General features: G+C 72.7%; 17 protein-coding genes. 7 read left to right on the top strand and 10 right to left on the bottom strand.

The window, feature by feature from the left end; all coding sequences use genetic code 11:
- Positions 1 to 95: 95 nt before the first annotated feature.
- From ACFW9D_RS31100 to ACFW9D_RS31120, 5 genes are all read right to left on the bottom strand, one after another.
- On the bottom strand, positions 96 to 842 hold the full coding sequence (locus ACFW9D_RS31100) for an SDR family oxidoreductase (RefSeq protein WP_384627403.1): 747 nt from the start codon (positions 840 to 842) through the stop codon (positions 96 to 98).
- 99 nt (positions 843 to 941) lie between these two features.
- On the bottom strand, positions 942 to 1808 hold the full coding sequence (locus ACFW9D_RS31105; RefSeq protein ID WP_188337624.1) for a 1,4-dihydroxy-6-naphthoate synthase: 867 nt from the start codon (positions 1806 to 1808) through the stop codon (positions 942 to 944).
- The gene (locus ACFW9D_RS31110; protein ID WP_384627437.1) at positions 1805 to 2494 is read right to left on the bottom strand and encodes a futalosine hydrolase; all 690 of its coding nucleotides are present in this window, start codon (positions 2492 to 2494) and stop codon (positions 1805 to 1807) included. Before ACFW9D_RS31110 ends, ACFW9D_RS31105 begins: the two co-directional genes overlap by 4 nt.
- Positions 2464 to 2943, bottom strand: coding sequence for a DUF2771 domain-containing protein (locus tag ACFW9D_RS31115; protein WP_188337623.1), 480 nt, complete (start codon positions 2941 to 2943; stop codon positions 2464 to 2466). The genes ACFW9D_RS31110 and ACFW9D_RS31115 overlap by 31 nt, the downstream gene beginning before the upstream one ends.
- Positions 2944 to 3078: 135 nt before the next feature.
- A complete protein-coding gene (locus ACFW9D_RS31120) occupies positions 3079 to 4419 on the bottom strand; it encodes an MFS transporter (RefSeq protein ID WP_384627440.1) in 1341 nt (446 codons plus the stop codon).
- Between the two features lie 380 nt (positions 4420 to 4799).
- Here ACFW9D_RS31120 and ACFW9D_RS31125 point away from each other — a divergent pair, with 380 nt between their 5' ends.
- From ACFW9D_RS31125 to ACFW9D_RS31140, 4 genes are all read left to right on the top strand, one after another.
- Positions 4800 to 5726, top strand: coding sequence for a DUF3027 domain-containing protein (locus ACFW9D_RS31125; protein ID WP_384627408.1), 927 nt, complete (start codon positions 4800 to 4802; stop codon positions 5724 to 5726).
- Between the two features lie 72 nt (positions 5727 to 5798).
- Positions 5799 to 6473 carry a hypothetical protein gene (locus ACFW9D_RS31130; protein WP_384627411.1) on the top strand — a complete coding sequence of 225 codons (675 nt, stop codon included), beginning with the start codon at positions 5799 to 5801 and terminating at the stop codon, positions 6471 to 6473.
- A gap of 258 nt (positions 6474 to 6731) precedes the next feature.
- Complete coding sequence (locus ACFW9D_RS31135; protein ID WP_384627414.1) at positions 6732 to 9866, top strand: sacsin N-terminal ATP-binding-like domain-containing protein; 3135 nt, start codon at positions 6732 to 6734, stop codon at positions 9864 to 9866.
- A gap of 178 nt (positions 9867 to 10044) precedes the next feature.
- Positions 10045 to 10890 (top strand): calcium-binding protein, encoded by an 846-nt coding sequence (locus ACFW9D_RS31140; protein ID WP_384627416.1) that lies wholly within the window; start codon positions 10045 to 10047, stop codon positions 10888 to 10890.
- Positions 10891 to 10915: 25 nt separating this feature from the next.
- Here ACFW9D_RS31140 and ACFW9D_RS31145 read toward each other — a convergent pair whose 3' ends face one another.
- Together ACFW9D_RS31145 and ACFW9D_RS31150 are read right to left on the bottom strand one after the other, a co-directional pair.
- The gene (locus ACFW9D_RS31145; protein ID WP_384627419.1) at positions 10916 to 13315 is read right to left on the bottom strand and encodes an HAD-IC family P-type ATPase; all 2400 of its coding nucleotides are present in this window, start codon (positions 13313 to 13315) and stop codon (positions 10916 to 10918) included.
- Positions 13316 to 13345: 30 nt separating this feature from the next.
- Positions 13346 to 13621 carry a DUF2530 domain-containing protein gene (locus ACFW9D_RS31150; protein ID WP_188337619.1) on the bottom strand — a complete coding sequence of 92 codons (276 nt, stop codon included), beginning with the start codon at positions 13619 to 13621 and terminating at the stop codon, positions 13346 to 13348.
- Between the two features lie 206 nt (positions 13622 to 13827).
- On the opposite strand from ACFW9D_RS31150, the gene ACFW9D_RS31155 reads away from it, so the two are divergent.
- A complete protein-coding gene (locus ACFW9D_RS31155; RefSeq protein WP_384627422.1) occupies positions 13828 to 15273 on the top strand; it encodes an NCS2 family permease in 1446 nt (481 codons plus the stop codon).
- 73 nt (positions 15274 to 15346) lie between these two features.
- On the opposite strand, the gene ACFW9D_RS31160 is transcribed toward ACFW9D_RS31155, so the two are convergent.
- The 3 genes from ACFW9D_RS31160 to ACFW9D_RS31170 are packed head-to-tail and all read right to left on the bottom strand — an operon-like array spanning position 15347 to position 16226.
- On the bottom strand, positions 15347 to 15733 hold the full coding sequence (locus ACFW9D_RS31160) for a hypothetical protein (protein WP_384627425.1): 387 nt from the start codon (positions 15731 to 15733) through the stop codon (positions 15347 to 15349).
- Positions 15730 to 15993, bottom strand: a complete 264-nt coding sequence (locus tag ACFW9D_RS31165) for a hypothetical protein (protein ID WP_384627428.1) — start codon at positions 15991 to 15993, stop codon at positions 15730 to 15732. Before ACFW9D_RS31165 ends, ACFW9D_RS31160 begins: the two co-directional genes overlap by 4 nt.
- A 50-nt stretch (positions 15994 to 16043) precedes the next feature.
- On the bottom strand, positions 16044 to 16226 hold the full coding sequence (locus tag ACFW9D_RS31170; RefSeq protein WP_384627431.1) for a ribbon-helix-helix protein, CopG family: 183 nt from the start codon (positions 16224 to 16226) through the stop codon (positions 16044 to 16046).
- 234 nt (positions 16227 to 16460) lie between these two features.
- Between ACFW9D_RS31170 and ACFW9D_RS31175 the strand changes: the two genes are divergently transcribed.
- Together ACFW9D_RS31175 and ACFW9D_RS31180 are read left to right on the top strand one after the other, a co-directional pair.
- Complete coding sequence (locus ACFW9D_RS31175) at positions 16461 to 16898, top strand: MarR family winged helix-turn-helix transcriptional regulator (protein ID WP_188337615.1); 438 nt, start codon at positions 16461 to 16463, stop codon at positions 16896 to 16898.
- An 83-nt stretch (positions 16899 to 16981) separates the two neighbouring features.
- A complete protein-coding gene (locus ACFW9D_RS31180) occupies positions 16982 to 18328 on the top strand; it encodes an MFS transporter (protein ID WP_384627435.1) in 1347 nt (448 codons plus the stop codon).
- Positions 18329 to 19616 lie beyond the last annotated feature (1288 nt).

Consider the following 19616-nt stretch of genomic DNA (forward strand, 5'->3'; position numbering starts at 1 on the left):
CGATCTCCATCGGGGAAATGCGACGCGAAGCGTCTGCATTTCAGGGGCGCGGGGAACTGCGCGAGAAGCCCCACCGGCCCGCGGCCGCCCACGCGTCAGACGCGATCGAGCCATTCCGCGACGGTCGGGCCGACCAGGCGCGCCGAGGCCGGGGCCAGCAGAACTCCCTCGCCCAGCGCGGGCAGCACCGGCGGCACCGTCTTCACGGGGCGACCGTCCCCGCGGGCAGCGAGGAGTCGGGCCGTCAGCTCGGGGAGACGGACGGTCTCGGGCCCGCCCAATTCGATCCGCGCCCCCGCGAACTCCCCGACGCACGCGTCCACGACGACCTCCGCCACCGCGTCCGCCGCGACGGGCTGCACCAGCCAGTCCGCCACCGTGACGGAGTCCTCCGCGAACCGCACGGCCGCCGGATTCTCCGCGAACTCGTGCCACTGCGTCGTCTTCACGACCGTCGCCTCGAACCCGCTCTCCGCGATGACCCGCTCCTGCGCCCGCTTGGCGAGGTAGTACCCGTGCCGGTCGAAGACCGGGTTCTCGATGTTGGTGATGGAGACGGCGACGAACCGGCCGACGCCCTGCTCCCGCGCCGTGTCGAGCAGCCGCCGCGTCGCCGCGGCGATCGCGGCGACGACATCGGCCTCCGGGTCCGCCGGAGCCGCGTTGGACGCGTCGACGACCACGTCCGCCCCGGCGAGCGCCTCCGCGAGCCCCGCCCCGGTGTGCAGGTCGACCCCGGCGGAGCGGGAGACCGGGACCACGGTGTGGCCGGCCGCCGTGAGCCGCCCGGTGATCAGGGAACCGACCGTGCCGGTGGCGCCCGCGACAGCGATCCTGCTCATGTCCGCACTCTCTTCTCTCTCGACTTCGACTCCGTCCAATCTAGGAGCGGAATCGACCCGTCGAGAGGTGCATTCAGAGCCCGGAAACGTGGGTCAATCTCAGGGGAAGGCCAGCGCGTCCGGGGCCAGCGCCGGGACGAGGCCCTCCGCCGCGGCCCGGGTCAGCAGCCCGCGCACGGCCGCGTAGCCGTCCTCGCCGAGGTCCGCCGTGAACTCGTTGACGTAGAGCCCGATGTGCTGGTCGGCGACCGCCGGGTCCATCTCCTGGGCGTGCTCCATCACGTAGGGGCGCGACGCCTCGGGGTCGTCCCAGGCCATGCGGACCGAGCGGCGGATCGTGTCCGCGTACCCGCGCAGCGTCTCGGCGCCCAGCGAGCGCCGAGCGATGATCGCGCCGAGCGGGATCGGCAGGCCGGTGGTGGCCTCCCAGTGCTCGCCCATGTCGGCGAGCTTGTGCAGGCCGTAGTCCTGGTACGTGAAGCGGGCCTCGTGGATGACGAGCCCGGCGTCGACCTTCCCGTCGCGCACGGCGGGCATGATCTCGTGGAACGGCATGACGACGATCTCGCCGACCCGCCCGCCCGGCACGGTGTCCGCGGCCCACAGCCGGAACAGCAGGTACGCGGTGGAGGTCTCGCTCGGCACGGCGACCGTCCGGCGGGACAGGTCCACCCCCGGCTCCCGGGTCAGCACGAGCGGCCCGCAACCGCGCCCCAGCGCGCCGCCGCACGGCAGCAGGGCGTAGTCCTCCAGGACGTACGGCAGGACCGCGTACGACACCTTCAGGACGTCGTACGCGGGGTCGTGGCGCTCGGCGACGCCGTTGGTGATGTCGATGTCGGCGAAGGTCACGTCGAGCGCGGGGGCGCCCGGGACGCGGCCGTGGGCCCAGGCGTCGAAGACGAAGGTGTCGTTCGGGCAGGGCGAGTACGCGATGCGGACGGGGCCGGTGGCTTCAGCAGTCATGTCGTCTTCCAACTCGTGAGGACGGTCGCCGCCTTCCCGAACGCCTCCGTGAGCGCGGCGAGCGCGTCGCCGATGCGCCAGGCGGCGCGGTCCCGGGGCCCGACGGCGTTGGAGACGGCGCGCAGCTCGGCCACCGGCACGCCGTGCGCGGCGGCGGCCTCGGCGACCCCGAAGCCCTCCATGGCCTCGGCGACGGCGCCGGGGTGGCGCTGGGCGAGGAGTGCGGCGCGGTCGGCGGTGCCGGTCACCGTGGAGACGGTGAGCACGGTGCCGACGGTGGCGTGGACGGCGGCCGCGAGGTCTCGTACGAGGGAATCCGGCGGACGGTGGGTGACGGTGCCGAAGCCCAGCTCGGTGACCGGCAGGAAGCCCTCGGGGGTCTCGGCGCCCAGGTCCGCGACGGTGATCGCGTCGGCGACCAGGAGCGCGCCGGGCGGGGCGGTGAAGCCGCCGCCGATGCCCGCCGAGACGGCGAGCGTGTACGGGCGGCCCGTGAGGGCCGCGGTGGTGAGCGCGGTGGCGGTGCCGGCGGCGGCCGCGGCGGGACCGACCCCGACCGCGACGACGTCGATCGCCGGGTGCCCCTGGAGCCCGCGCGCCACCGCGTCCCGTTCGGCCGGGACGGCGGTGGCGACGAGGACGCGCGCGGTGTCCGTCAGGAGTCCTTCTCGAACTTGAACGACCAGGTGCCGTACGCCTTGGCGTCGCTGCCCTCCACGATCGTGACCGTGGTGGAGGAGCCGGTGGCGCCGTACTGCTGGTTGAAGAAGACGCTGGCGGGGACCTCGAGGTAGGTCTTCTTGCTGGCGTCCGTGAGCGGCCGGCCGTTCATGAGGATCGTCCAGCCCTTGTCGGCCATCTCCGGCTCGACACCGAAGCGGACGGTCCCGTCCGGGTCCGCCTTGATCTTCTGGGCGTCCTCGGTCTTCTTGAGGCAGCCCTGGAGCTTGGACAGCGGGATGGACTTGCCGTCGTCGTAGCAGGAAGCCTCGGTGTTCACCGTGCTGGTACCCACCGTGACGGTGGCCAGCGGGGTCGGCTTGTCGCAGGCGGAGAGGACGAGCAGTCCGGCGCCGACGGCACCGACGGCGGCCACGGTGCGCCTGTGGCGCACTACGAAACGCTGGGAGGTCATGGCGGAAGGCTATCTGGGTGGCGCGAGGGTGTGCCGGGTGGGTGGTGCGTCGGCGTGTGCTCGTGCCCTTTCGTCGCGGGCTGCGCGTTTCGTCACCGGCCGCAGGCCGCCCCGGTCACAGAAAGCGGCACGCGATTAGGCCACCCGGGTGCGGCGGCCCGAGCCGCGGTGGGCCGAGGAGAGAAGGCCGCGCACCGTCGACAGCCAGCCCGTCGCGACGACCGCCGCCGCCACGGACAGTCCGACCGTCCCGTTCAGGGGCAGCACGATGCCGACCGCGCCGCCCACGACCCAGGCCATCTGCAGCAGGGTCTCCGAGCGGGCGAACGCGGACGTCCGCACCCCTTCCGGGACGTCCCGCTGGATCGTCGCGTCCAGCGACAGCTTCGACAGGGCCTGCGCGAACCCGGCGACCGCCGCGAGGCACGCCGTCATGAACGCCCCGAAGAAGAGCGCCGAGACGACCGCCACCCCGGCCACCACGGCGACCGCGCTGACGATGATCAGCTCCGGCGCCCGGGCCTTCAGTGCGGCCCCGACGGCCGTCCCCAGCGCGTTCCCCACCCCCGCCGAGACCGCGACGAGCCCCAGCGAGACCGCCGCGCTCTCCCCGGTCAGCGGATGCTCGCGCAGCAGGAACGCCAGGAAGAAGATCAGGAACCCGGACAGCCAGCGCAGCGTCGCGTTGGCCAGCAGGGCATGGGTGACGGCGGGCCCGACCGTGCGCAGCCCGGGCTTGCGCCGCTTGCGCGCGGGCCCGTGCACGTGCGCCTCGTCCGCCGCGAGCAGCGCCTTGGCCTCGCCCTTCGCCGAGTCCACCTTGTGCGGCAGGGACAGCGACAGGAACATCCCGGCGATGAAGAGGACGAAGGCGCCGTAGAGCGGCCAGCGCGGGCCGAGCGCCTGGAGGCCCGCGCCGATCGGCGCGGCGATGCCGGTGGCGAGCAGCCCGCCGAGCGTGACCCGGGAATTGGCCTTCACGAGGGAGAAGCCGGGTGGCAGCAGGCGCGGCACGACCGCCGAGCGCACCACGCCGTACGCCTTCGAGGAGACGAGGACGCCGAGGGCCGCCGGGTACAGCTCGATGCCGCCGCTGACCACGGCGCCGGACAGGACGAGCGCGAGCAGGGCGCGGGCCAGCATGGCGCCGGCCATCGCGGCGCGGCGGCCGTGCGGGAGGTGGTCGAGCAGCGGGCCGATGACGGGGGCCAGCAGGGCGAAGGGGGCCATCGTGATGGCCAGGTAGAGGGCGACGCGCCCGCGGGCCTCGTCGGTGGGGACGGAGAAGAAGACGGTGGAGGCGAGCGCGACGGTGATCATGACGTCGCCCGCGCCGTTCACCGCGTGCAGCTCGATGAGCTTCCCGAGGCCCGACTCGCCGGCGCCGTGCGCGTGGGTCGCCTTCCGGATGCCGCGGGCCGTGCCCGTGAACGGAAATCGCAAGGCGCGCCCGATGCGGCGGGCGATCCCGCTCACCGGGCCCGCACCGCTGTTCTCGTACCGCGTCGCGCCGGACGAACGCGACGAAGCGGACGACGACTTCCCGGAGGCCACTCAGCCATAGTGCCCCGTGAACGGGTGTACTAGTGCCGATATGGGCATGCGGGTCGGGTTTCGCGTGCGGTGCCGCTCGTACGTCGGTGTGGGCGCGGGGCGCAGGAAGAGGTAGCGTGCGTAGCGCGCCCGCGGTGGTTGTTCTCGGCCGCGCGCCTCTCGGCCATCCCGCAGAATGGGTGACGTAGGTGCGCCCGGAACGTCGGGCGCGGACGTCGACGCGGCCCCCTGGTCCGCTCCGCCCGCGCTCCCGCACACAGGACGGCGCACTCGTGAGACGGCGTAGGAGAGAAGCGATACCTGTGAGCGCAGCGACAACGCGAAGCCGCACCCCCGACCGTCTGTGCGCCGAGGCGGTCGGCCTCGCGCGGGCGGCTGCCGAGGAGGCGGCCGCGCCCGGGGTGGTGGGCGAGCACGTCGAGATGGTCGTCGAGGGCGACCGCGTCGTCACGCATCTCTTCGAGTGCAAGGAGTTCGGCTACCGGGGCTGGCGCTGGGCCGTCACCGTGGCCCGTGCCTCCCGCGCCAAGCACGTCACGCTCGACGAGACGGTGCTGCTGCCCGGCCCGGACGCCCTCCTCGCCCCCGAGTGGGTGCCGTGGAGCGAGCGGCTGCGCCCCGGGGACATGGGGCCGGGCGATCTGCTGCCCACGGAGGCGGACGATCTGCGCCTGGAGCCCGGTTTCACCGGCGAGGACGCGCCGCCGCCGAACTCGGCGGTGTCCGAGGAGATGGCCGAGCTGGTCGAGGCCGAGGACGTCGAGGTGACCGAGGGGCCCGTCGCGGACCTGCCGGTCGCGCCGTCCCGCGGCTCCATCAGCGCGGTCGCCGAGGAGCTCGGCCTGCGCCGGGCCCGGGTCCTGTCCCGCTACGGCCTGCACGTCGCGGCCGACCGCTGGGAGGAGTCCTTCGGCGCGAAGACGCCCATGGCGCAGGCGGCCCCCGCCACGTGCGTCTCCTGCGGCTTCCTCACCCCGATCGGCGGCTCCCTCGGCCAGGCCTTCGGCGTCTGCGCCAACGAGTTCGCCCCGGCCGACGGCCGCGTCGTCTCCCTCTCCTACGGCTGCGGCGGCCACTCCGAGGCCGCGGTCATGCCGAAGACCCCGCGGCCCGCGCCGCCGGTGATCGACGAGACGATCGTGGAGCCGATGCCGCTGCACCCGGCGCCGGACGCGGGTTCTGTGGGCGCGGTCGCCGACACGGACGCGGACGACTTGGGGCACTCCTAGCCTCCGTGCGGCCCGGGCGCCCTGCCCGGGTTATGGTCCCGTCCTCGTCGGACGAGTCCAGGGGTGGGGAACATGAAGCGTGGTGTCGGGGTCAGACGTGCCGTCGTGGCGGTCGCGACGGCCGGGCTGCTCGCAGGGTGCGGTGGCGGTCCGGAGGGCGTGACGACGAAGGTCTTGTCGCGGGCCGACCTGGCGGACGCGACGCTCGGCGAGGACGCCGAGGGATTCCAGTTCACCGAGCCGAAGGACCCCCGGGTGGTCAGCGGCAGGCCGGCGTGCGGGAACGTCGGATCCGTGTTCGTGAACCGGACCCGGCCCGAGCCCGAGGCGCAGCTGACCACCGCGGGGGCCGACGACCGGATGCCGAGGGAGTCGCACTTCGGTCTGCTGCGCCTTGTGGTTCAGGCGCACACGTACGTGGGCGCCAAGAAGACGATGCGTACCTTCCGCAAGGACCTGGCGGACTGCGTCCCGTACGACTCCCAGCGTGGTCAGCGCATGAAGGCGGTACGGGACGAGGTGGCCGACGGGCTCGGGGACGAGGCCCTCGGGTACCGGCTCGTGGCTGGGAGGACCGAACTGAAGCGGGAACAGTCGACCGTGGTCGCCGTGGTGCGGGCCGGGTCGGTGGTGATGGTCGCGTTCGGCGAGTCGGTGGATGCCGAGGCGAAATCGGTGCGGGATGTGCGGGAGTCTCTCGAGCGGGTGATGCGGGCCCAGATCGATCGACTGCCGCGGGCGGAGTGACGGCAGTGCTGTGCCATCTCGTCTGCGGTCTTCTCGGTCGCGGGCGGCCTCCCCACCGTCGTGGCTGGTCGCGCCCCGTCGGGGAAATGCGACCCGAAGGGTCTGCATCTCAGGGGCGCGGGGCTGTGTCAATTTGCGGCTCCGCCGCGTGGGCGCGGCCAGCCCCCGCCCGCACTCGGCGACGCACCGGCACGCCGCCTCTGACGCTCCGCGATACGGTTCGGGCCGACCGATGATGTGCGGCCCAGAGGAGTCACCGTGAGCGCCAGCAAGATCGCCCGGCCCGCGCCCGAGGGCATCGATCCCTTCGGCACCGCCCGCCTGAGGCGGGGCGTGCTGGACGCCTGGGCGGCGAGCGGCGCCCGGTTCCGGGAGGACGCCAACGCCGAGGAGGACCTCGCCCTCGGCGGCTACCGCGACCGCCTCGTCGTGGAACTCGCCCAGAACGCCGCCGACGCCGCCGCCCGCGCGGGAGCGCCCGGCCGGCTCGCGCTCACCCTCAAGGGCGGCGTCCTCGTCGCCGCGAACACCGGCGCCCCGCTGGACGCGGCCGGCGTCGAGTCCCTGTCCACGCTGCGGGCCTCCGCGAAGCGGGCGGGCGCCGAGAGCACGGTCGGACGGTTCGGCGTCGGGTTCGCCGCCGTGCTCGCCGTGTCGGACGAGCCCGCCGTGCTCGGCCGCACCGGTGGCGTGCGCTGGTCTCTCGCCGAGGCCCGGATCGCCGCGCAGGAGACCGCCCGGCACAGCCCCGCCCTCGGCGACGAGCTGCGCCGCCGCGACGGCCACGTACCACTGCTCCGGCTGCCGTTCGCGGCCGAGGGGCAGGCCCCGGAGCCGTACGACACGGTCGTCGTGCTGCCGCTGCGCGACCAGGCCGCCGAGGCGCTCGCGGCGCGACTGCTCGACGCGGTCGACGACACGCTGCTGCTCGCCCTGCCGGGCCTCGCCGAGGTCACCGTCACCACCGACGCCGGGACCCGGACCCTGCGCCGGCGCGCCGAGGGCCCGTACGTGGTGATCGAGGACGACGGGCGCGCCCCGGCCGAACTGCGCTGGCGCACCGTCAGCCGCAGCGGCGCGCTGGACGCCGCCCTGCTCGCCGACCGGCCCGTCGAGGAGCGGCTGCGCCCGCACTGGAACGTCACCTGGGCCGTCCCCGTGGACGCCGACGGCGCCCCCGACAAGCCGCGCAGCGCCCCCGTGCTGCACGCGCCGACCCCCAGCGACGAGGCCCTCGGCGTGCCCGCGCTGCTCATCGCCTCGTTCCCGCTGGACACGGCCCGGCGGCACGTCGCGCCGGGCCCGCTGACCGACTTCCTCACCCAGCGCTCGGCCGACGCGTACGCCGAACTCCTGGGGGAGTGGCAGCCCGTCGGCCCCGGCGTGCTCGACCTGGTGCCCGGACCGCTCGGCCGCAGCGAACTCGACGGCGCCCTGCGCGCCGCCCTCCTGGAGCGGCTGCCCCGCGTCGCGTTCCTGCCGCCCGCGCTCCCGCCGGTGTCGGAGGAGGACGACCGGCCCGCCGCGCTGCGGCCCCGCGACGCGGAGGTCGTCGAGGGCGCCGGCGCCGACACCGTGCGGGTCCTCGCCGAGGTGCTGCCCAGCCTGCTGCCCGCCGGCCTCGAACGCCGCGTCGAGCTGCGTACGCTCGGCGTCGCCCGGGTCCCGCTGACCGAGGCGATCGACCGGCTGGCCGGACTCGAGAAGGACCCGGCCTGGTGGCGCAGCCTGTACGAGTCGCTGGCCGGCGTCGACCCGGACCGGCTCAGCGGGCTGCCCGTGCCGCTGGCCGGCGGCCGCACCACGATCGGCCCGCGCCAGGTCCTCCTGCCCGCCCCCGACGCCGCCGCCCTGCCCGGCGAGGCGCTCGCCCGCCTCGGCCTCAAGGTCGCGCACGCCGACGCCGCGCACCCCCTCCTGGAGAAGCTCGGCGCGCTCCCGGCCACGCCCCGCGCCGTCCTGACCACGCCTCAGGTGCGGGCCGCGGTCGCCGCGTCCCTCGACGACGAGCCCGCCTGGGACGACGAGGGCGCGCTCGGCGCCGAGGAACTGGCCGACGTCGTCCTGACCCTCGTGCGCGACGCGGGCCTCGACGTCGGCGACGAACCCTGGCTCGGCGCCCTCGCCCTCACCGACGAGGACGGCGAACTCGCCCCCGCTGCCGAGCTGCTGCTCCCCGGCAGCCCGGTCGCCGACGTGCTGCGCGAGGGCGAACTCGCGTACGTGGACGACGAGCTGGCCGGGCGCTGGGGCGAGCAGCCGCTCGCCGCCTGCGGGGTCCTCGCCACGTTCGCCCTGGTCCGCGCCACCGACGTCGTCCTCGACCCCGACGAACTCGACCCGCGCGAGAGCGACTTCCCCGAGCCGGACGACGCGGGCCTGCTCGACGCCGTCGACGTGTGGTGCGAGGACGTCCTGGACCGCCTGCCCGACTCGCCGGTGCCGCCCGTCGCCACCGAACTCGTCGCCGTACGCGATCTGGACCTGGTCGACGAGGACCGCTGGCCGCAGGCGCTCGCCCTGCTCTCGCGGCCGCCGCTGCGCGACGCGCTCACCCAGCCCGTCCGCGTCCTGCTGCCCGACGGCACGCACGAGCTCGTCCGCCCGTACACGGCGTGGTGGCTGCGCGGCCACCCCGTCCTCGACGGCCGCCGCCCCGCCGGACTGCGCGCCGCGGGCGGGGACCCGCTGCTCGCCGGGCTCTACGAGGAGGCCGACGCCTCCGGGTTCGAGGACGAGCAGGTGCTCCGCGCCCTCGGCGTGCGCACCTCCGCCGCCGCGCTGCTCGACGAGCCGGGCGGCGCCGCCGAGCTCCTCGACCGGCTCGCCGACCCGGACCTGACGGTCGGTGCGGCCCAGCTGCACGCGCTGTACGGGCTGCTCGCGGGCCTCGACCCCGAGCAGGTCACCCTGCCCGACGACCTGCGGGCGGTGCGGGACGGCGAGGTGGTCGTCGTCGACGCGGCCGACGCGCTGGTCGCCGACGCCCCCGACCTGATCCCGCTCGCGACCGGCCGCCCCCTGCTGCCGGTCGCCCCGGCCCGGGCCGCGCAGCTCGCCGAGCTGTTCCAGGTGCGCCGCCTGAGCGAGGCCGTCGACGGCGAACTCACCGGCTCCGAGGGCGTCGAGCACCCGGTGCCGGACTCGGTGCGCGTCCTGCTCGGGTCGGCGACCCCGCGGACGTACGTCGAGCACGAGGAGCTGTACGTGGCCGGGCAGGAGGCCGACTGGCGGCGCACCCCGGACGGCACCGTGCACGCGGCGACCCTGGAGGGCGTGGCGGCCGGCCTCGCGTGGGCGGCGGGGCAGTGGCCGCGCCGCTTCGAGGTGGCGGCGCTCCTGGAGGACCCGTCGCGTACGGCGGAGCTGGCCCGCGACCGCTGGTTCGACTGACTCCCGGCGGCGGTCTCCCCGCAGGTGGGGCCGGATTCGTATGGTGATCGCAAAATTCGCGGGAGCCGTACAACCCGCCCCACCCGGCGCATGTCTCACCTGCGGGTCAACAGACCCCTAGATCACTCGGTCCCGCGGGAAGCCATCCGCAGGACCCCTTCTCCACCATGGGGAACACATGCGCATTCGTGCCACCGCAGCCGCCCTCACGGTTTCCGGCGCCCTGGCCCTCACCGCGTTCACGGTGCCCGTCGCGCAGGCCGTCGACGGCCCGCAGGCCGCCGCCGCCGAGGCGGGCACCTCGGCCGGTGCCGACGAGCAGTACGGCGACACCGCCATCTCGAACGTCGTCGTCAACGGCGGCAAGGACGTCGTCGCCGGCATCAGCAACCTGGTCCCGGTCAAGGTCACCTTCACGGCCACCGACAACTCGGGCATCGACAACACCTCCGGCTACGCCGTGCTGTACCACGGCACCGACGTCGAGAGCTCGGACGCGGGCGCCGAGCCGACGCAGGAGGTCGGCGGCGCCACCAACTGCGCCACGGTCAGCGCCACGACGGCGACCTGCACCATGACGTTCTCCATCGACCCGCAGGCGAACCTGGCCAACTACGCGGCCGGCTCCTGGAAGGTCTGGGCGATCGCCTCGGGCAAGGACGGCGACTACACGCTCCGCGAGAACGCCAAGACGTTCGGCATGAAGCGGTACTCGAAGCTCACCACCAACGCCTCGCCGGAGCCGGTCAAGAAGGGCGCCACCATCACGGTGACCGGCCTGCTGTCCCGTGCCAACTGGGACACGTACAAGTACGCGGGTTACACCAACCAGACGGTGACCCTGCAGTACCGCCCGAAGACGTCGACGACGTACAAGACGATCAAGACGATCACCTCGTCCTCGACGGGCACCCTGAAGACGACCGTCACCGCGTCGGCCGACGGCTACTTCCGGTACAAGTTCGCCGGTACGTCCACGACCCCGGCCGTGACGTCCACGAGCGACTTCGTCGACGTTCAGTAAAAGCAGAACCCGTAGGCGGTAACGGCTACGCGGGGAAGCGGCGGTCGACCCATTTCCACAGGAACTCCAGGGCGGCCGCCGCCACCGCCGCCACCCCCACCGCCGTCCACGGCATCACCGCGCCGACCAGCTTCAGCGCGAAGAAGTCCTGCAGCCACGGGACGACCAGGACCAGCAGGAACGCGCCGCCCATCGCCGCGACCAGGGCGATCCGCCACCACGTGTAGGGGCGGGCGATGATGGCGAGCACCCACATCGAGATCAGGAACAGCGTCAGCGTCGCCGAGCTGGTCTCCGCGCCGAGCGAGCCCGAGCCCGTGTAGTAGTGCCGGGCGACCATGTACATCACGAAGGTGGCGAGGCCCGCGAGGACCCCGCCGGGGATCGCGTACCGCATGACCCGCCGCACGAAGTGCGGTTTCGCCCGCTCCTTGTTGGGCGCGAGGGCCAGGAAGAACGCGGGGACGCCGATGGTCAGCGTGGACAGCAGCGTCAGGTGCCGGGGCAGGAACGGGTACTCGACCTGGAAGCAGACCACGAGCAGCGCGAGCAGCACCGAGTAGACCGTCTTGACCAGGAACAGGGTCGCCACGCGCGTGATGTTGCCGATGACGCGGCGGCCCTCGGCCACCACCGAGGGCAGCGTCGCGAAGCTGTTGTCGAGCAGCACGATCTGGGCGACCGCGCGGGTGGCCTCGGAGCCGGAGCCCATCGAGACGCCGATGTCCGCGTCCTTCAGGGCCAGCACGTCGTTCACGCCGTCGCCGGTCATCGCGACGGTGTGGTCGTGGGACTGGAGGGCCGCGACCATGTCCCGCTTCTGCTGCGGGGTGACCCGGCCGAAGACGGTGCCGGCGTCGAGGGCGTCGGCCATCTCGCTCCGGTCGGTGGGCAGGGTCCGGGCGTCGACGGTGTTCTCGGCGCCGGGCAGACCGAGCTTTCCGGCCACGGCGCCCACCGACACCGCGTTGTCCCCGGAGATGACCTTCGCCTTGACGTTCTGCTCGGCGAAGTAGCGCAGGGTGTCGGCGGCGTCCGGGCGCAGCCGCTGCTCCAGGACGACGAGGGCGGCGGGCTCGGCGCCCTCCCGGACGCCCGGGTCCTCCAGGTCGCGGGTCACCCGGGCGAGCAGCAGCACCCGCATGCCCTGCCGGTTCAGCTCGTCGATCTCGTCGAGGGCCGGGTCGGCCGGGGGCAGCAGCACGTCGGGGGCGCCGAGCAGCCAGGTGCTGACCGTGCCGTCGCCCTCGCTGAAGGAGGCGCCGCTGTACTTGCGGGCCGAGGAGAACGGCAGCGCCTCCGTGCAGCGCCAGTCCACGCTGTCGGGGTAGGCGTCGACGATGGCCTGGAGGGAGGCGTTGGGCCGCGGGTCGGACTCGCCGAGCGCGCCGAGCGCCTTGCGTACGTACGTCTCGTCGGCGCCGTCCAGGAGGCGCAGGTCCGCGACGTCCATGCCGCCCTCGGTGAGGGTGCCGGTCTTGTCGAGGCAGACGGTGTCGACGCGGGCGAGCCCCTCGATGGCGGGCAGCTCCTGCACCAGGCACTGTTTTCGGCCGAGCCGGATGACGCCGATCGCGAAGGCGACGGAGGTCAGCAGCACGAGCCCCTCGGGCACCATCGGGACGATGCCGCCGACGGTGCGGGCGATCGAGTCCTTGAAGCCGTGCTCCTTGACCACCAGCTGGCTGATGACCAGGCCGATCGCGGTGGGGATCATCATCCACTGGACGTACTTGAGGATGGTGGAGATGCCGGTGCGCAGCTCGGAGTGGACGAGGGTGAAGCGGCTGGCCTCCTCGGCGAGCTGGGCCGCGTAGGCCTCGCGGCCGACCTTCGTCGCGGTGAACGCGCCGCCGCCCGCGACGACGAACGAGCCGGACATGACCTCGTCGCCGGGTTTCTTGACCACCGGGTCGGCCTCACCGGTGAGCAGCGACTCGTCGATCTCCAGTCCGTCGGCCTCCGCGCAGCTGCCGTCGACGACGATCTTGTCGCCGGGCCCGATCTCGATGAGGTCCCCGAGCACGATCTCGGAGGTGGAGACGGCGACGGCGGCCCCGTCGCGCCGCACCGTGGGTTTCGCCTCGCCGATCACCGCGAGGGAGTCCAGGGTCTTCTTGGCCCGCCACTCCTGGATGATGCCGATGCCCGTGTTGGCGATGATCACGAAGCCGAAGAGGCTGTCCTGGATCGGGGCGACCGCCAGCATGATGATCCACAGGACGCCGATGATCGCGTTGAAGCGGGTGAAGACGTTGGCGCGGACGATCTCGGTGAGCGAGCGGGAGCTGCGCACGGGGACGTCGTTGACCTCGCCGCGGGCGGTCCGCTCCGCGACCTCGGCGGCGGTGAGGCCCGTCGCGCGCGCGGGGACGGGTATCGGATGCACCGGATCGAGTTCGGCGCCCGCGTCGATATGGGTCATGGGTTCGACGGTACGGGCGAAACCGGGCACTCACCCGTCGAGCGGGGCACCTTCCGCGCTCTGCGCCGCGGCCCGCTTGAGGGCGGCGTCGCGGCCCCGGACGTACCAGATGCCGATGAGGCCGAGGCCCGCGCCGGCGAGGCAGGTCCAGATCCACCAGGTGTGGCCGCGGTCGTCGAACCAGCCGTAGAACGGCAGCTGGACGAGGAAGAGGACGAACCAGAGGATCGTGCCGCCGGTGATGGTGGCGACCACGGGCCCCTCCAGGGGTTCCGGTGCCTCGTGCTGCGGGGTCCACTTCGCCATGGGCACAGCTTACGAGGCCGGTCCCGGCGCCCGCACGGGGCCCGTTCGCCCCAAGGGTCTACGCGCGGAGATAGCGCATTCCCGTTCATATGTTCATACTGAAACGGCCTGACTCTGGCTCCTTATGTTCGTAGGAAACACCAGCGCCGCACCGCACACGACGGCAAACAGGCACCCCCGCACCACTGAAAGCGCTGAGGAAATCCATGTCCACTTCGGCCACCCCCAAGGTCGATGCCGTCGAGCCGCCGCCGGCCCCGAAGAGCGGTCTCGACCGCTACTTCAAGATCACCGAGCGCGGTTCCACGGTCGTCCGTGAGGTCCGTGGTGGTTTCGCCACCTTCTTCGCGATGGCCTACATCATCGTGCTGAACCCGATCATCCTGGGCAGCGCGAAGGACATGTACGGGCACCAGCTCGACAACGCCCAGCTGGTCACCGCGACCGCGCTGACCGCCGCGTTCACCACCCTGCTCATGGGTGTCATCGGCAACGTGCCGATCGCGCTCGCCGCCGGCCTCGGCGTCAACACGGTCGTCGCCCTCCAGCTCGCGCCGCGCATGTCCTGGCCGGACGCGATGGGCATGGTCGTCTTCGCGGGCTTCGTCGTGATGCTGCTGGTCGCCACCGGTCTGCGCGAGCGCGTGATGAACGCCGTGCCGCTCAGCCTGCGCAAGGGCATCGCGATCGGCATCGGCCTGTTCATCATGCTGATCGGCCTCGTCGATTCCGGCTTCGTCTCGCGCATCCCGGACGCCGCGCACACCACGGTCCCGCTCCAGCTCGGCGTCGGCGGCCACCTCATGGGCTGGCCGGTCCTCGTCTTCGTGCTCGGCACGCTGCTGACGCTGGCGCTCCTGGTCCGCAAGGTGCCCGGCGCCATCCTGATCTCCATCGTCGCCATGACCGTCGTCGCGATGGTCATCAACGCGGTCGCCGATGTGCCGTCCTGGGGTCTGACCACCCCGGAGTGGCCGGGCAACCCGATCTCCACGCCGGACTTCAGCCTGGTCGGCCAGGTCAGCCTGACCGGCGGCTTCGAGAAGGTCGGCGTCCTCACCGGCATCCTCTTCGTCTTCACCGTGCTGCTGTCCTGCTTCTTCGACGCCATGGGCACGATCATGGGCATCAGCGACGAGGCGCACCTGACCGACGAGAAGGGTCAGATGCCGGGCATGAACAAGGTCCTGTTCATCGACGGCATCGCCGTCGCCGCCGGCGGCGCCTCGTCCTCCTCCGCCACCACCTGCTTCGTGGAGTCCACCGCCGGTGTCGGCGAGGGCGCCCGCACGGGCCTCGCGAACGTCGTCACGGGCGGACTCTTCGCCACCGCGCTGTTCCTCACGCCCGTCGCCACGATGGTCCCGTCCCAGGCCGCCACCCCGGCGCTGCTCGCCGTCGGCTTCATGATCATGGCCGGCAGCATCCGGGCCATCGACTGGGACGACTGGACGGTCGCCATCGCCGCCTTCGTGACGATGCTGATGATGCCGTTCACGTACTCGATCACGAACGGCATCGGCATGGGCTTCATCACCTTCACGGTGCTCCGCGTCGTCGCGGGCCGCGCCAAGGAGGTGCCCGTCGCGATGTACGCGGTCTCGGCGGTCTTCGGCTTCTACTACCTGATGCCGGCGCTGGGCCTGACCTGACGCAGCGCGTCGCCCTGATCGCGGCCCCGCCCGGACGTTCCGGGCGGGGCCCACGCGTGTGGCCCTGGACGGGTCAGCGGTTGAGGTCGAGGACCGGTACGCCGTGCCCCTGGTACGCCTTGGGATCCACGGTGGCCACCAGTGCGTCCGCGCCCCACTCGGGCAGGTGCCGAGCCGCATGGATCGCCGCGCCCACGCCCGGCGGTACGCCGTCGCGGAGCAGTCGGGTCACGGCCAGTACCGCCGGATAGTCCAGATCGACCGTGTGGATGACCTCGAGCTGTCCGACGTGCTCGGCCATGCCCGGATGCTCGCGGTCGGCTTCGAGGATGGACAGCACCGGTGCCCACAGGCGGGTCTCGGACTCGAAGTGAGCTCGGTGGACGAGTGCGGACACCTGCCGGTTTCCGGACAACGCCAGCAGGGTCGGCGCGTCCAGGACGAGGTGGTGCAGGATCACGTGGCGGCGCCCGGTTGCTTGGCGAACGCCTCATGGAGCCTCGCCCCCATGGCCGCGCTCTCCTCGTCCGACACCTCGACTCCGAAATGGTCCGCCAGGTACGAGCGCGTCCGCTCCGCCCGCTCCCGGCGTTCTTCCTCGGTCAGAGTCGACTCCGCGAACTCCTGCACCAGCGAACGAATCGACGTCCCCCGGGACTCGGCGATCACGGCCAGCCGGTCCCGCACTTCCGAGGTCACCCGGATCATCGCATCACTCATGCCCGGAGTATACGTGGCTGTATACGCTCCGACTCGGTGTTCGCCGGCCCTCAGGCCGCCCCGTAGAACCGTTCCGTCTCCTCGACGGCCGACTTGAAGCGTTCGTCGAAGTCGTCGCGCGTCAGCGTCCGGACCACGTAGTCCTGGACGCTCATTCCTCTCTTCGCGGCGTGTCCCTTGAGCCGGTCGAGGAGCTCACCGTCTATCCGCAGGCTGAGCACTGTCGATCCCATGACGAACAGGGTTGCCGCGCCGCCCGCCCGGGCGTGTCACTTTCCGGAAGCGGCTCACTCGTTTGAGTGACGTAAGGTTTCGCCCCGTCAGATCGGCGGCCCGTCGGTGCCCCGCCGGTGGGCCCGCGGGCCGTTGGATCCGGGGCGTTCGGGGGAGTGTCCCGTGGTGTGGATCACGGGCGCGTGGCGTGATTCCGGTGGTCGTTAGACACGGTAATGAGTTACGCTAAATACATGCCGGACCTCTCCCATGGCGACGACGTAGCCGCCGTGAACTCCCTGCGCTCCGCCGTGATGCGCCTGTCCCGTCGGCTCAAGCACCAGCGGGTCGACGAGTCGCTGAGCCCCACCGAGATGTCGGTGCTCGGCACCCTCGCCGGATGCGGCTCCGCCACACCCGGCGAACTCGCCCGCAAGGAACATGTGCAGCCGCCGTCGATGACCCGCATCGTCGCGCTCCTGGAGGCCAAGGGACTGGTCAGGCTGGAGCCGCACCCCGAGGACCGGCGCCAGAAGGTCGTCACCTCCACCGAGCAGGCCGAGACCATGCTCAAGGAGAGCCGCCGCAAGCGGAACGCCTGGCTGGCCGACCTCGCCGCCGGACTCGACGACGAGGACTGGGCCAAGCTCCGCGAAGCCGCCCCCGTCCTCGAGAAGCTCGCCCACCTCTGAAGTCGGCACCCCGCGTTCCGCACTTCTGAACGACCACCGCTGAGTCGCGCTCAGCACCACGACGCCGAGGAGGCGAACCCACTTTGAGTACGGGACCCGGAGCAGACTCCGCCCCCGCACCAGCCGCCCACGACTCCACCGCCCGCCCCCGCAAGACCTCGATGTTCGCGAGCCTCAAGGTGCGCAACTACCGCCTGTTCGCGACCGGAGCCGTCGTCTCCAACACCGGTACCTGGATGGCCCGCATCACCCAGGACTGGCTGGTGCTCTCCCTCACGGGATCCTCCGCCGCCGTCGGTGTCACCACGGCCATGCAGTTCCTCCCGATGCTGCTCTTCGGCCTCTACGGCGGTGTCATCGCCGACCGCTTCGCCAAGCGCAGCCTGCTCTTCTGCACCCAGGGCGCGATGAGCCTGTCGGGCCTGTTCCTGGCCGCCCTGACCCTGTCCGGCCACGTACAGGTCTGGCACGTCTACCTGGCCGCCTTCTTCACCGGGCTCGTGACCGTCGTCGACAACCCGACCCGGCAGTCCTTCGTCTCCGAGATGGTCGGCCCCGACCAGGTCCGCAACGCCGTCTCGCTGAACTCCGCCAACTTCCAGTCCGCCCGGCTCATCGGCCCCGCCGTCGCCTCCGTGCTGACCGCCGCCGTCGGACCCGGCTGGGCCTTCCTCGCCAACGGCCTGTCCTTCCTCGCCCCGCTCACCGGCCTGCTGCTGATGCGCACCAGCGAGCTCCACGAGACCAAGCTCGCCCCGCGCGGCAAGGGACAGCTCAAGGAAGGCCTGCGGTACGTCTCCCGGCACCCCGAGCTGATCTGGCCGATCGTGCTCGTCGGCTTCGTCGGCACCTTCGGGTTCAACTTCCCGATCTGGCTCAGCGCCTACGCCGACGACGTCTTCCACGGAGGCGTCGGCATGTACGGCGTCTTCAACACCCTCATGGCGGTCGGCTCCCTCGCCGGAGCACTGCTCGCCGCGCGCCGCCGCTCCACCCGCCTGCGGGTGCTCGCCGGTGCCGCGATCGGCTTCGGCGCGCTGGAGGTCCTGGCCGCGTGGGCGCCCGGCGTCTGGGCCTTCGTCCCGCTGATCGTCCTCCTCGGCATCCTCGGCCTCACCGTCAACGTGACCGCGAACTCCACGGTCCAGATGGGAACGGAGCCGGAGATGCGGGGGCGGGTGATGTCCCTGTTCATGATGGTGTTCACCGGCGGTACCCCGCTCGGCGGGCCGCTCTTCGGCTGGCTCGCCGACCAGTACGGGGTGCGGGTCAGCTTCATGCTCGGCGGGGTGATCTGCGCGGCCGCGGCCGCCGGCGTCGGGCTCATGCTCGCCCGCGCCGCGAACCTCCGGCTCAAGGTCGACCTCCGGCGCGGGGAGCGACACCTGCAGTTCGTCCCGCGCGAGCCCCGCGAACTGGCGGTGGCCTGACCCAGCCCGGGGCCCCGGCCCCGGCCCTGGGCGGGCCCCCATCGCGGGGCCCCGGCCGCCCGGCGTGGGGCTGCGCTCCATGGCTGGGCACCGACTCCGGCCGCCTGGCCTGGGGCTGCGCTCCGGCCCGGGCACGCATCCGCTCGCCCCGGCCTGAGACAGTCCGCCCCTGGCCCCAGCCCTCCTCCCACCCACCCGCCCCCTCCGGGGGCGTTCGGCCCGGCGCCTGGCCTCGGGGAGTACTCCGCCCCTGGACTCGCGGTCCGGCTGTCCCGTCTTGGGCCTGCGCCCAGGCCTCTGTGTGAGCTTTCGGGTGCCCTCGCCTCTGGGCCTGCGCCTTAGCTCCGGCCCTGGCCGCTGGCCTCTCCGGCCTATGGACTCTGGCGTGGCCGCCTCTTGCTTGGCCCGGCCCTTTCTCCCACCCGCCCGCCCCCTCCGGGGGCGTTCGGCCCGGCGCCTGGCCTCGGGCAGCACCTCAGCCCCTGGGGCGATCCAGTCGCCGCTGCCTCAGCCCTGCGCCAGGCGCCGGGTACGTCCTCCGGCCGCCCGGCCTTGGGCCTGCGCCCAGGCTCCGGGTACGTACCCGGTCGCGTCGACTCAGCCTTGGGCAGTCTGCCGCCTGGGGCGGCACGGGTGGGCAAGGCGGCACCCAGGTGCCGGGTGCGCGATGCGGTCGGCCTTGGCTTCGGCGTCGCCGCCGTAGGGGTCGCCGATCGTCGCCGGGTGCGGCCCGGTGGGGCTTCTCGCGCAGTTCCCCGCGCCCCTGAAGACACGCTCCGCGTGCCCCAGGGGCCCCTTGGTCGCGCCCCACGAGACGCAGTCGCTGATTGGCACCGGCCACGCCCCTGGAGCGGGCCTGCTGTGTGCGCCCCACGATGTGATCGGACACAGCCCTGCGCCTGAGATGAGCACCGCCGCGACCCATGGGCATGCCCATCGCGCCCGCGACGAAGCTGTTGATCGACACAGGTCGCGCCCCGCGACGGAGTCGCTGATCGGATACCGCCACGCGTCCCTGACGGGGACAACCCGCGCCCCAAGGCTTTGCTCATCGCACTCTGCGACGGAGGCGCTGATCGGTCACCGCCACGCGCCCCTGACGGGGGACACCCGCGCGCCCCGGGGCATGCCCATCGCGCCCCCCCCGCGACGGAGTCGCTGAGCGAAGACGGGTCGCGGCCCCGGAGGGAGGCCTAGGGCGTTTCTTTCGGATCATCTGATCGTTGGTCGATGTGTGTCGTTAACTGATGCCCAGTGGGCGAGGATCGAGCCGTTACTGCCGGACCGG

The sequence above is a fragment of the Streptomyces sp. NPDC059524 genome (assembly GCF_042749255.1).
In the GTDB taxonomy this organism is placed as follows: Bacteria; Actinomycetota; Actinomycetes; order Streptomycetales; family Streptomycetaceae; genus Streptomyces; species Streptomyces xanthii.